Origin of the sequence: Dyadobacter psychrotolerans (assembly GCF_004349265.1) — a bacterium.
In the GTDB taxonomy this organism is placed as follows: domain Bacteria; phylum Bacteroidota; class Bacteroidia; order Cytophagales; family Spirosomataceae; genus Dyadobacter; species Dyadobacter psychrotolerans.
On the sequence record NZ_SMFL01000014.1, the window covers coordinates 178,233 to 190,671 of the forward strand.

General features: G+C 42.1%; 11 protein-coding genes and 2 pseudogenes. 7 read left to right on the top strand and 6 right to left on the bottom strand.

The features are described 5' to 3' along the window. Positions 1-19: 19 nt before the first annotated feature. The 3 genes from E0F88_RS27600 to E0F88_RS27610 form a co-directional block, all read right to left on the bottom strand. Positions 20-442: a hypothetical protein gene (locus tag E0F88_RS27600; protein ID WP_131961571.1), complete on the bottom strand. Its 423-nt coding sequence runs from the start codon at positions 440-442 to the stop codon at positions 20-22. 194 nt (positions 443-636) lie between these two features. Next, on the bottom strand, positions 637-1,626 hold the full coding sequence (locus tag E0F88_RS27605; RefSeq protein ID WP_229213934.1) for an FAD:protein FMN transferase: 990 nt from the start codon (positions 1,624-1,626) through the stop codon (positions 637-639). A gap of 109 nt (positions 1,627-1,735) precedes the next feature. Further along, complete coding sequence (locus E0F88_RS27610) at positions 1,736-4,156, bottom strand: TonB-dependent receptor (RefSeq protein WP_229213935.1); 2,421 nt, start codon at positions 4,154-4,156, stop codon at positions 1,736-1,738. 441 nt (positions 4,157-4,597) lie between these two features. Between E0F88_RS27610 and E0F88_RS34410 the strand changes: the two are divergent. Then, a pseudogene (locus E0F88_RS34410) lies at positions 4,598-5,728 on the top strand (polysaccharide lyase 6 family protein). A gap of 68 nt (positions 5,729-5,796) precedes the next feature. Continuing rightward, the gene (locus tag E0F88_RS27625) at positions 5,797-6,021 is read left to right on the top strand and encodes a hypothetical protein (RefSeq protein ID WP_220466391.1); all 225 of its coding nucleotides are present in this window, start codon (positions 5,797-5,799) and stop codon (positions 6,019-6,021) included. A gap of 183 nt (positions 6,022-6,204) precedes the next feature. On the opposite strand, the pseudogene E0F88_RS34880 reads toward E0F88_RS27625, so the two are convergent. After that, positions 6,205-6,282 (bottom strand): annotated as a pseudogene (locus tag E0F88_RS34880) (hypothetical protein); the annotation flags it as partial. Positions 6,283-6,348: 66 nt separating this feature from the next. Between E0F88_RS34880 and E0F88_RS27635 the strand changes: the two are divergent. Then, positions 6,349-6,675, top strand: a complete 327-nt coding sequence (locus E0F88_RS27635; RefSeq protein ID WP_131961576.1) for a T9SS type A sorting domain-containing protein — start codon at positions 6,349-6,351, stop codon at positions 6,673-6,675. Between the two features lie 235 nt (positions 6,676-6,910). On the opposite strand, the gene E0F88_RS27640 is transcribed toward E0F88_RS27635, so the two are convergent. Further along, on the bottom strand, positions 6,911-7,504 hold the full coding sequence (locus E0F88_RS27640; RefSeq protein ID WP_131961577.1) for a GrpB family protein: 594 nt from the start codon (positions 7,502-7,504) through the stop codon (positions 6,911-6,913). A 281-nt stretch (positions 7,505-7,785) separates the two neighbouring features. On the opposite strand from E0F88_RS27640, the gene E0F88_RS27645 reads away from it, so the two are divergent. The 4 genes from E0F88_RS27645 to E0F88_RS27660 all read left to right on the top strand — a co-directional run bounded on the left by E0F88_RS27645 (position 7,786) and on the right by E0F88_RS27660 (position 11,510). Beyond that, positions 7,786-8,871 carry a ligand-binding sensor domain-containing protein gene (locus tag E0F88_RS27645; protein ID WP_131961578.1) on the top strand — a complete coding sequence of 362 codons (1,086 nt, stop codon included), beginning with the start codon at positions 7,786-7,788 and terminating at the stop codon, positions 8,869-8,871. 69 nt (positions 8,872-8,940) lie between these two features. Beyond that, positions 8,941-10,044, top strand: coding sequence for a WD40/YVTN/BNR-like repeat-containing protein (locus E0F88_RS27650; protein WP_131961579.1), 1,104 nt, complete (start codon positions 8,941-8,943; stop codon positions 10,042-10,044). 80 nt (positions 10,045-10,124) lie between these two features. Next, on the top strand, positions 10,125-10,778 hold the full coding sequence (locus E0F88_RS27655) for a YceI family protein (protein WP_165940168.1): 654 nt from the start codon (positions 10,125-10,127) through the stop codon (positions 10,776-10,778). Between the two features lie 285 nt (positions 10,779-11,063). Next, positions 11,064-11,510 carry an EVE domain-containing protein gene (locus tag E0F88_RS27660; RefSeq protein ID WP_131961581.1) on the top strand — a complete coding sequence of 149 codons (447 nt, stop codon included), beginning with the start codon at positions 11,064-11,066 and terminating at the stop codon, positions 11,508-11,510. 719 nt (positions 11,511-12,229) lie between these two features. Here E0F88_RS27660 and E0F88_RS27665 read toward each other — a convergent pair. Continuing rightward, positions 12,230-12,439 (bottom strand): ATP-binding protein (locus tag E0F88_RS27665; RefSeq protein WP_165940169.1); only part of this gene is annotated, 210 nt, incomplete at its 5' end.

The window sequence follows — 12,439 nt, forward strand, 5'->3', positions numbered from 1 at the left end:
AATAAAAGGCTGATACTTGTCAGATTTGCACCCCGCCAAACGCACACTCAATGTAATAAATCAGTTCGTCTAAGCCGCCTGCGTCGGTTGCGATCAACTCATTTTTGTCATTGAAGAATTCGACTTTGTATGAATCCGCTTCTGGCAGATAGTGAACAAACAGGGTTTTGGTGTTAAATTTCAGCAGCGGATCCGGCTGATTTTCGTCAGAAAGAAAATTTGACCGACTCAACTGATCTGCACGGGAAAGCTGACAGTAGATCACCTTCAGCAAGCCAATGCCCGGTGTTAAAAAAGAGATGAACCACAGATTTTTCTTATCAATGATCATTTTGGAGACGGGAAATGCCGCAGTGTAGGGAAGATTGCCATGTTTGATGATCCTCGAATGCGGCCAGCGGTCCAGCATTGCCGAAACAATTCTGTTTAGTGGATTCAACATGTTTGTTGGGGGAGTTAGGGAAAATAGCAACGCTTAATTGAAGAAAACTATTCAATAGTACTCACACCGCTAACCAAGTCTGGGTGACAAATATAGCGATAAAAATATTTCTATGCTAAATAGAATATTTTCTATTTTTTTGATCTGAGACTGATTTGCGCAGTGAAGCCTGACCGGCTGTGGTATTAAACCAATTACCGGCGTCTGTATTTAGAAATGTCCAGATTCTTCGAGCAGTATACTTTACCATCATCTGTAATGATCACACAGCTATATTCGCCAAAGCGGTTGATCAGATCCAGTCCGGCCTGTTTTCCCATCACCATCAATGAAGTACTAAAACCGTTAGACGCTTCCGCGCTCGGGCCAAAAACGGTCACGCTGGTAAGACCTGTGGCAGGATAACCCGTTGAAGGATTGATAATGTGCGAATAGCGTTTTCCATTAAAAACAACAAATTTTTCATAACTCCCTGAGGTGACAACCGCGCCCTGACGCAGCGGTATGACCGCAAAAAGCTTACCTTTTCTGGCAGGATCGTTGATGCCAATCACCCAGTCACTGCCATCGGGTTGTTTGCCCCAGGTGCTCATATCACCCGAGCCATTGACTATACCGGCCTTAATACCTCTGGAAAGCATCATTTCACGGCAACGGTCTGCTGCATACCCTTCCCCCAAAGCGCCAAAACCAATTTTCATGCCCTTCTCTTTCAAAAAAATCGTTGAATTTACTTTGTCTAACACAATGTTTTGGTAACCGACCTTTTCAACTGATTTTTTTATAACCTCCGCAGTCGGCATAGTTTCCATTGAGCCGTCAAATTTCCAGATTCGGTCCATAGCCGCAAAACTGATATCAAAACTGCCGGCTGTAAGCCTGGAAAGATCCAGCGCTCTTTCCGTGAGCGCAAAGACCTCCGCATCAACCTGAACGGGCGCTATTCCTGCACTGGCATTAACTTTCGAGACCTGGGTTTGCGGTCGCCAGTCAGAAATCAGATTTTCGATTCTGGTAATCTCAGCGATCACTGTATCAATGCTGCTTTCAGCAAGCGCTGAATCTTTGGCCACAATTGTAATATCGAACCTTGCCCCCATCAGCATCGTTGTTCGCTTTCTTAAAACCTGCGCAGAGCAAAACGAGCAGGAAAAAATAAAAAGTGCAGGAAAAAAAAATTTCATTGGATTCAAAAAACAACTTTCAGCCGGGAGCCCTAAGCATTTCATTATGGCCAGGCCACAAAAAACCGGAAGAAGCCTGGCTTCCTCCGGTCAAATTTGCAAAAATTAATTAGAATTTATACGATAATGTCGCTGCAAACATCCGTGGCGGAATTGGGTTGATACTGTAACGGTCATGAACAATATAATTCAACTCATTGAAGATATTGGAAACCTTAACCAGTAATGCAAAACGGCGAAAGCCATAACCCGCGGAAAGATCAACTGTTGCAAAGCCTTTCAAGGGCACCTGTGCATTATAGGATGACTGAGCTGCGGTCGTATTGTTCAAGCCTGCGTTTAAACCCACTACATTATTGTTGCCACCTGTTCTTTCTCCTGTATAAAAAGCCGAAGCACCCAGCCTGAGTCCTTTCATACTGCCTTTATCGAAGGTGTAGAAAGCGGATCCGTTCGCTGTATGAGCCGGGTTATTGATCAACCGCTCTGCTTCAACCTGTGAGCCGACAAGACCCGTAGTGTTGGTATAACGCATGTAGTTGTAACCATAACCGGCAATAAAATAGAAATTTTTAGAAAGCGTCGCGTTAAAATCTACCTCCAGACCGTCGCTGGTTGTCTCACCGCTCAGCTCCCTGATGTTGCTGTTGGTATTTGCATTACCATTCACATCTACGAGCGCTGTCTGGGCGAAATTACTGTTTTGAATCCGGTAAACACTCACGTTAGCAGAAAGCCGGCCATTCAAAAACTCGTTTTTTAAACCCAATTCATACTGATTGATAATAGATGGTTTAAGATTATCTCCATAGATATCGGTTCCGGAATTGATCGTGAAGTTGTTGGTATAACTGGCATATACCGAGCTGGTCTGAATCGGCTGATAAATCAAGGCCACCTTCGGTGAGAAGGCATCATCCGACTTATCCGCAGCTGTTCCTCTTCTTTCCTGCTGTTTTTCTTTGTTAAATATCGTTGTCTGAAAAGCCTTTTGATAAGACCACCGTAACCCGGCAAGCACCTTAAATTTACTGGTCAAACTGATCAGATCCTGCACATAAATACCCATCCGGTTCTGTGGCGTGGTAGTCAATGCCGTATCAGCAATCGATGGAACATCATTACGGACGTCAAAAGTAGCCGGATTATAAATATTGATTTTATCATAGGCCGTGCCGACAACGCCGGCCGCAGTGGTATATTTAAAGGTATTGTTCTCTGAGACAATCCTGGTAAAGTCAGATCCAAACAGCAACTGGTGTCTGATACCGCCTGTTTTAAAATTTCCGTTTAAATTCAGCTGCCCGGTGTAGTCCTTTTCACCAGATTTCACAGCACTCAGCGTCCTTGTCCAGTCGCCATTGGCGGCAATTGTCATCGGCACACCCACGCCGAATCCGTCCACTTTTGTATTCTGAGCCGATCCGATTGCTGTCAGTTTCCAGCTGTCGTTAAAACGGTGATTAATCGTTAGAAAACCCGATGTCTGTTTGGTATTATTATACGCCCATTTTGGATATAAAAACCGGTTGCGCGGCGCGTCAGGCACCTCAGTTACGGTAATACGGTTGTTTGGAATGCCCACACCCGCATCAGGAACAAGATCTGATTTTAGATAATCGACCTGCACGAGCACATCGGTTTTTTGCCCGATTTTGTAAAGCAGTGATGGTGCCACATAGGTGCGGTTGGTGTGCACCACGTCACGATAACTGTCTGCGTTTTCATGTGTTCCAATAACGCGGAAAGCCAGATTTTTTGTGATCGGCCCGTGTATGTCAACCGTTGGTTTGTACTGACCATAACTTCCTGCCATCATCGATATTTGACCACCCCAGTTGAATACCGGTTTTTTGGTAACCATATTGATGATAACACCGCCAGAAACATTTCCGTATAGCAAAGCGGAGCTCCCTTTCAAAACCTCGATGGCTTCCAGCGTGCTGGCATCGGGGAACCCCTGTGTATTTGAAATGACACCATTCTTAAATATACTTCCCCCGGAGCCGGCAATACCTATGCTATATCCGCGTGCAGAAAAGGTTTCTGCCACCCCGCCCCTGCTTTGGGTAAGCGACACTCCGCTGACATTTTTCACAACATCTCCAAGCCGAACAGCCTGCTGGTCGGCGATGATCTTACTTGGAATTACGCCCATGCTCTGCGGAAGATCCAACGGTTTGATATCAGCCTTACCCAAAGAAACGGGTTTATTAAAGCTGTTTCCACTGGTAATAATCACTTCGTTGAGCTGGGAGGCGCTTTCTGTCAACGCAAAGTCCTGCACAGTCTGCTGCCTTGAAGAAACGGTTATCTGTTGCTGCTGAGTCGTCAAACCCACAAAAGAAACTTTCAAAGTATAATTTCCTGGTTTGATATCCGTAAGCAGATAATTGCCATCCTCATCAGTAGCGGTTCCTTTACCCGACTGACTCAGACCCACACTTACATATGCAGCAGCTTTACCATCGCTGGTTTTAACCTTGCCTTTGATACTGCCATTCGTTGTTTGCGCAAGAGAAGCTTGCACAAGTAAAATATTTAAAAGAAAAAAAACTGTAAAAATACGCTTCATTATCTGTTTTAATTTGGATCAATTATAATTAATGCTAAAAGTACTTACAACATTTTAATTCAGCACATATTTTAGAATTAAAACGAGATTAAAATTGGAATTTGAAAACTATTTTCCGGCTAAATCACTGGTGAAAGCGTATATAGGTCTTACTATCAGATATTAACACTTTTGCAGATTATAACAAAACTAAGATGTCCGTCTTCATTAATATACGTTTTACTTTTCGCTTTCCGTATAAGAGACTTGCAGTGATATACGTCGAATCTGGTTTGGTTACAGCTACTCAGTAAAAATGATGGCCTTTATGGTTTTAAGTGATAGTTGCCACCTATTTGTTTTACTATGAAAAACTTCCTGCTGTTTTTTTATTGCGCATTACTGACAATAACAACCATGGCGGCAGAATCCTACCAGGTCAAAACCGAAGAAGAATTCAAACAGGCAGTTGAAAAAGTGATTGCTGGCGATCAAATCATCATAGCCAACGGTACTTATAACGGCTGGTGTCTGACTGTGCCTACAAAAGCTAGTGCAGATAAACCCATCCGGATTCGGGCGCAAAGCGCCGGTAAAGTGATATTCTCAGGTGATGTCAGTAAACCTATATTTCTTCTTACAGGCAGTTACACAGAAATTTCCGGGTTATCTTTTACAGATTGTAACCTTTTTAAAACGCCAAACGGAAACGGCGTTTTAATCGAGTTGAAACAATCCAGTTATTGCAGAATTACGGACTGTCGTTTTACAAAAAATACGCTAAAATCTCAATACATGCCCATTGTTGTTGTATCAGGAACCGGACAGCACAACCGCATCGATCACTGCGTATTTACCGGCAATATCGACAACCAGGAAGTACAGGTCAAAATTGCCAGTGATGCTATCCCGGTTTAAACGATGATCGACCATAACGTTTTCAGTGACAAAAACCGCGTAAGCTGGAAAGGAGCAAATGGCGGGGAGTGCGTTCAGGTGGGGCAGGAACCGGTGCTGCTGGGAACCTTAAAAGCTTTCACCGTTGTTCGTGAAAACCGTTTCGTCCGCTGCAATGGCGAGTCAGAGATTGTCAGCAATAAAAGCTCTTCAAACACTTATTCGAAAAATTATTTTCAGGACAACCACGGAGAACTCGTCATGCGTGGCGGTCACGATTGTCTGATCGATAGCAATACTTTTGCATCTGGCACGGGAGGAATTCGCATCAACGGAACCAATCACACCATCACTAACAATACATTACAGGGAATGCCGACTGCGATCCGGTTTATGTATGGCATGTCAAAAGGTAAATCCGAAACTGGCTTTTATGTAGCGGCCAGCGATTGTCTGGTAAAAAATAATCGTATCAGCAATGTATCGACCGGGATTTTGATCGGCGATAGTAAAAATGCAGACTGGACAGGAAAGTTTGATACCAGTAAATATCCATCCCGCGTAATGCAGGATATTGCACCTTTTAATATTACGCTTGCCGGTAACAACATCACCAACGCTAAAACCGCAGTGGCAGGTCAGCAGAACTAGTTGCTGATCGTCGTGCATTTGACAAGGAAGCATAAAAATCATAAGCCATCAAACACAAATTATTGTTGGTGGCTCTAATTGCTGCGATGCTTTCATGTTCGAAAGCTGATAAACAGCAATCCGAACCTTTGTTCCTAAACCTGCCGGCAACGACCTTGTTGGAATGGGTTGAAAACATGTCTACCGACAGGAAAATAGCCTGGAAATTTATTCCCTGTTTCGCTTTGCCGACCGAGCAAGCCTGGAAGTGTCAGGCAATGACAATGATCAGCGAATCGAAAAGAGCATTCTGACCTTCAAATATACCTAGAATAAGGCCTCAAAGACAGTAAAATTTGACTTTGAAGTTCGCGCCGGCTGCCAGGGTTATTCTCACAAACACATCCATGACCGTAACCTGTAATTTACAGAGGGTTTTTAAGAAGATTCATAATTAAAACCCGCTTTAAAAACCAGAATCTATTGCCGCAGAACATTTAAATACTTTGCAGAAAATCATAAAATTCCTGTTTGCTGTTAAGTTTTAGCTTTGCGTTAATATTTTTGCGGTGCGTCTCAACAGTTAGTTAGCTAAGAGAAAGCATCCGGGCAATCTGTTGGGTTGTTTTAAGGATGCGCCGTTGGGCAGTCTGCGAGCTGTTACCTACTATCGTCTTCGCATGCTGGATCTGGACGGCACATTTGCCTATAGCCGCGTAGTGAGTCTGAATTCTGATCAGGTGCGTGCTTTGATAGCATATCCCAACCCTGTGAAGCAAGCAGTAACAGTCGAACCCGACAAGTCATATCTGGGATCTCAAGCGAGCCTGAGCACAGCTTCGGGCGTTAGATTACGTCAAATTTTGATCAATCAGCGACAGCTACCGATTAATATGAGCTCATACAATCCGGGTTTGTATCTTCTGCACATGGCTGATGGAAGGGTTGTTAAACTTGTTAAAGAATAATATAATTTGTTTCGGTACGCCGCCAAGAAATGAGTTTTTACCTGCCATCAGGTATTTTTTACAAGCAATGTTAGATCTAAGTTTGCAGGGAAAGCCCAGGCATTTAAATCATAAAACAATAAATCCCTCTAAAAGTAAAATTCAAAAACTGCAGGCACTATTACCGGGCTGTCTCAATTCAGATTGAGACAGCCTTTTGACTTGAAAAAAATACGCGTTTGCTCTGCCGGCTGCCTTATTTTTCCGTTCCGGTTTTTAATATCTGGTCCTCCCCTTTCTCTTTTTGGGCCGCCGTTAGCACCGTCCCGATAAATGCTTTCGCTTTATTTTCTTTTAAATGCGCATATATCTTTTTATCCTGGTTAGCTTCAAGGGCAATCTGATATTTCAGGTTTTGGTATTGCATTTTGGCTTCCTTGTTAGCAGCCAAATAATCCCGCAATAAAATATGCTTTTTTAGTTCCAGACTATCCTGGCAGCAAACATACAAATGGTGCCCAACCGAATCCAACACTGCTGGCAGAGCAGCTTTATTGTTTCTTTTGAAGACTTCCCTGTCAGCAATTCCCTGATTACCATTATGGAAGTATCCAATGCTGATCAGAGCTGATTTAACTTTTTCAAAGTCTGCATGCTGATGATAAACCAGATCCATATCGATGATGGGTTTTGCAGCCAATCCGCAAACAGCGGTACTGCCAACATGTTCAATCCTGACATCCAATCCGCTTAACGCTTCCAGAATCACTGCTGCCAATGTATCGAAGTCGTTTGCCCAACTATTTTTATATTCTTCAATCAGCATGGGATTTTGGTTTTGAATCTTCATTTTAATTCCATCATGTAAAATTCAGTGGCTAAATTCGCAGATTTAATTCTATTTATCAAAAGCCAGCCTGATCGCATCCGGCCAACGAAGGTCGCACTTTGAAGCTGCGCTTTTTTAAAGGATGAGCACGCACCCCTGTTGCAGGTATCAGATGGCGTTTGGGGTTGCGCAAACAACTTTTACATTTCGTTAACCTTCTTTTACCGGATCTTAACAGACACCATCACAAAGCGTTCCAGCTTTGCAGCCACCGCAGTGGTTCAAATCCTTAAAACAAAAAAATGACGAAACTCTTGTACGTTTGCGGCCTGTTGATGCTTGCTTTTTGCGCTTCCTGTGGAAGGACCAAAACTGACCTTTCAGATGATAAAACCAGGTCCGAAACAATAGATACAGTCAGTTCCTACGGGCCTAAAACAATGGTCCGTAATGTAAAAAAAGGCCGAAATGGTTCCGTTTTGATTGCTGCCTCATTTGCTGGTGTCTTTCGGTATGATGGAAAAATATTCACCAATCTAACAAGTAAACTTGGTTCGCGCAGATTCTGGGATGTTCTGGAAGACCGGGCCGGAAACCTTTGGGTTGCTACGACCGATTCAGGTGTTTATTATTATCCTAAACAGGCAAAATCCTTTCAACATTTCACAACCAGACAGGGGCTTGCCAGTAATTCTGTTTTACGCATTTTTGAAGATAAGGCCGGCATTATCTGGTTCGGTACCGGAGGCGGAATAAGCCGTTACGATCCCCAACGGGCAGTTTCCGGACGGTCAGATGGACAATTCTTTCAAAATTTTACAACGAAAGACCGCCTTCCCAATAACGGTATTAATACGATTATCGAAGACAGAAGCGGCAAATTATGGATTGGCACACGCGGCGAGGCCTGTTTTTATGATGGAAAAACATTTACCATTTTAAGAAATAAGGATGGTAAAGCCTTCAATAACGTCTGGGGTATAACCGAAGATAAAATGGGCAATATCTGGTTTGGAGCCGCAATAATTGAAGACAAAAAAGGCGATACGCTCGTCGTTACAGCTGGTCTTTGGTGCTATGACGGCAGTGGCTTCACCAAAATTAATCAGAGGGGCAATTCTGCTATCATCGCAGACAGAAAAGGAAACCTGTGGACTACCGGCGCAGTAAATCCTAACGGAGTGGGCGCCTGGAAACTTTTCCGTTATGATCAGCAGGCCTTGTCCAGTAAAATGCCTGTTGCAACAGAAATTATGTCAACAGAAAAAATGCTTTGCGGGATCTTGGAAGCCGATGATGGAAGTATCTGGTTTGGATCTATGAATGGGGTGTATCAGTTTGACGGAAAGACCGTCACGGATTTTAGAAATAAAGAGGATCAGAAATAATGGCTGGCTCCCCACCTGCTACTTTCCGCTTATTACGAGTTAATATGGTTTACTATAAATTAACAAAACATGAAAAAAATATCTGTATTTATTCCAGCTATCCTCCTGATAGTTCTACTAAATTCTTTTGTGCTAAAAGATAGGGAAGCAAAAAAGAAACCAACCAAGGAGGGCAAATCAGCAGGGATTGTCAACATCATTTTCAAATCTGTTGATGGCGGACAAACCTGGCGGGACATTAGCAAAGGGCTGCCGGAAAACCTGCAGAAACAAGGTGTGCCCAGCGATGGTTTCTTTGCAAATGACCACGGGCTTTATTTACGTGCCGGAAATGGGGTTTATCACAGCGAACCAAATTGCTCCAATTCTTTTTGGACAAAAGATATTTTCCCTGGTAAACAGCGTAACATTACCCCTGGCCACCATGGGATATATGCCTATAATTTCAGAGGTCAGTTTTTACAAAAATTAAACGGAACGATTAATTGGTCGCCCGTGTACAAGAATTTTCAAGAGCAGGCCGTACGCCTAAACGGAACGATGGATGATTGGATGTACAAAAATTTTAAAGAGAAATTTGTAAGCACCGTTTTTGAAACTACTAAAGGCGCAGTTTTCATTAGCTCCAACAACAGTCTATTTAGATCAACTGACAGCGGAAAAACCTGGAAACAAGTGAATGCCGGGAACGGTACAATGAAATTGGCAGAGTCAAACGGTGTACTTTTGGCTACCTGCAAAGAGGGAATATTAAGATCTACCGATGATGGTCAGAATTGGGATCGCGTGATCAGTGAAGGGGGTGCAGGCATCGCTGTGGAACATATTGCCGCAGGATTTGCTGCTATAACAAACAACACCGTAACCCAGACAAACAGCATACACATATCAATCGATGGTGGAAAAACTTGGAATGCCATCAGTGAAGACCTTCAGCCTTCCTGGGGCAGTTTATTGATAAAAAAATTAGGCTTACTTCAATCTTCATCGGATATTTTATCAATCAAACAAATGGGTAAATATTTAATATGTGGCCGCTCAGATGGTATATTTCGCTCACCAGACATGGGCAAAACATGGCAACAGCTATCACTTCCTCCAACCGAAAATTATGGCTTCAATTTAGCTGTTGCAGGCAAGGCGATTTATGTCATACCGAATAAAGGATGTTAAAATTTTAAACTCAGAAATATTATGTACTGCTGATTTTATATCATTTTTCAATTAATATGAATCCATATCATTTCTATTGCATGAACAATAAGCTATCAATCAACAACTTAACCTTATTTATTACTTTTTTAGCTTTCAGTTGCCGAGCAACTGCAAAAGAAGAAAATAAAATTAATTCAACGGCAAGCCCGCTATCCTTACATGCTGGGAATGAGAAGTACATGATGATAGATACGAAGCAAAGTGTTCTAACGTGGAAAGGTCAGAATCTAAGCGGGTTAAACAGTCAAACAGGCTATATCTATATATCAAAAGGAGAATTAATGATTGAAAACGGTCAACTTACCGGTGGTACAGTTGAAGTCGACATGAATACAATTGAAGATAAAAACCACGGGCGTGATAACAAACTTGTAAATCACTTAAAAGATCCTGATTTTTTTGAGGTTGAAAAATTTCCGTATGCTACAATTGCCATTACCAGCGTTGTGCCAGTAAACGACAAAAATCAAAATATTACAGGAAATCTAACCATTAAAGGTATCACGCACCCGGTTACTTTTCCAGTCAAATTCGAAGTCAGAAACGGAATTGTCAAAGCGGATAGCAAGCTGGTCATTGACCGAACACAATGGGATGTGCGATATAAATCATCAAAGTTTTATGATAAGTTGGCTAACCAAACGATGTCGGATTCCATTGAATTCCATATGAAGATCATCGCAAGAAAATAGACATCCGAATTTGTGGGGGATTGACATGTGTTTTCCACAGATATCAATAAGGCAATAGCCGTAAAGTGCATTGTCTCCACTGCCAGCTGGTTTGCGGCAGCTATTAGATGCGCCTATGTCAACTGGCAGCTTACAATTTTTACCATCACCTATATACGCTTTACCATCAGACAGAAAATAACTCAAAAACATTTGAATATAGTAGCCACATATACTATATTTACAACAACAATATATCTTTTTTTTCAACAACTCCAAAAGCCTTGTCAGCTAACCAGTCTTTTTATGACAGAAGAAAATCGAGGCAGAAAGTACTGGGTTATCGCTGCTTCCAAAGACCATGTAAAAAATGGTGTTGCTGCGGGCATCACACAGGCCAATCATGGAAAGGCAGGCCCCCTAAAGCGCATGCATAAGAACGATTTTGTTATTTATTATTCATCCAAGCAGACATTAGGCAAAACTGATAAATGTCAGGAGTCTACCGCCATTGGCGAAATTTCGGACCAGGAAATTTTTCAGGTTAAGATCTCAGAGAACTTTGAGCCTTTCCGTCGCCGGACCAACTTTTTGCAAAGCGGGGATATTCCCGTTTTACCTCTTGTTGATCAGCTTGATTTTATCGTAAACAAAAAAAGCTGGGGCTATCCTTTCCGGTTGGGTTTCTTTGAAATCAACCAGCACGATTTTGACTTGATGTCTTCCAAAATGTTATCTGGCAAACATGTTTGAAAGTTGAGACCAGTTTTAAGAGCCTGACTTACTTCCACCAGTGTCTTACAATCATTACGCTACCAGCAGGATTTAAAATACAAATCGCGAATCATTACCGATTTTGTGACCGATCGCAAGCTGAGTTTTCTATCTTAAAACACATCTTGTGTTCTTATAACGATTTAACATTTAAAGTGATCTGATTATCTGTTAGATACGACCAAATAAATTTTTCGATTTGAGTGCCTCTATGGTTGCTTTAATGTCAAATGCCATTTCGAATAATCTTCGTTGTAAGCAAAGCCTGACCTTCGGATTCAAGCTGCTCATTAGGAATTAAAACTCAAATTGGCGTTCTTGCGGCCAAATATGCGTCCGAAAACGATGCATAATCACCCAAGAATTACGTCATCAACAAAGAAAAATTCAAATTCTTTGTTGTAATATATTCCAATGAGAGTTATTCTTCATACAGCCCAGCATCTACCTACTCACGCAACCACTCATCGTTGCAAATCAAGTGCGTTCACCTCCTTTTGTGTTACCAACAACCTGGAATAGGTATTGACTTAGGATAAATGAAACGTTACTGTAATCTTCCCTAAAACAAGGAAGTTTCAGTTATGAATAAATGCTAAATAGCCAAACTGAGTATGGCATTGAAAGTGAGCCACCTTCGGAGCTGCAAACTGAGCCACTTAGAAGAGATATAATCAGTAGCATTACAAAATTAAAAACTAAACTGGATTTTGCTGCATATTCATTCTTACTCTCATTGACTGCCCTTTTAATTCGATACGGTTTGCATGCTGTAAAATTCGATCCATTATGGCATCGCCCAGAGTCGGTTCTGCCAGGTAATCATACCATTTGTTAATCGGTAACTGAGAAGTTATGATAGTCGATGATTTAGCATGCCTGTCTTCAATCAGCTGCATTATTGCCAT

Coding starts and splice junctions, on each gene's coding strand:
- E0F88_RS27600 (WP_131961571.1), bottom strand. CDS start 442: ATGTTGAATCCACTAAACAGAATTGTTTCGGCAATGCTGGACCGCTGG.
- E0F88_RS27605 (WP_229213934.1), bottom strand. CDS start 1,626: ATGAAATTTTTTTTTCCTGCACTTTTTATTTTTTCCTGCTCGTTTTGC.
- E0F88_RS27640 (WP_131961577.1), bottom strand. CDS start 7,504: ATGAAGATTCAAAACCAAAATCCCATGCTGATTGAAGAATATAAAAAT.
- E0F88_RS27645 (WP_131961578.1), top strand. CDS start 7,786: ATGACGAAACTCTTGTACGTTTGCGGCCTGTTGATGCTTGCTTTTTGC.
- E0F88_RS27650 (WP_131961579.1), top strand. CDS start 8,941: ATGAAAAAAATATCTGTATTTATTCCAGCTATCCTCCTGATAGTTCTA.
- E0F88_RS27655 (WP_165940168.1), top strand. CDS start 10,125: ATGAACAATAAGCTATCAATCAACAACTTAACCTTATTTATTACTTTT.
- E0F88_RS27660 (WP_131961581.1), top strand. CDS start 11,064: ATGACAGAAGAAAATCGAGGCAGAAAGTACTGGGTTATCGCTGCTTCC.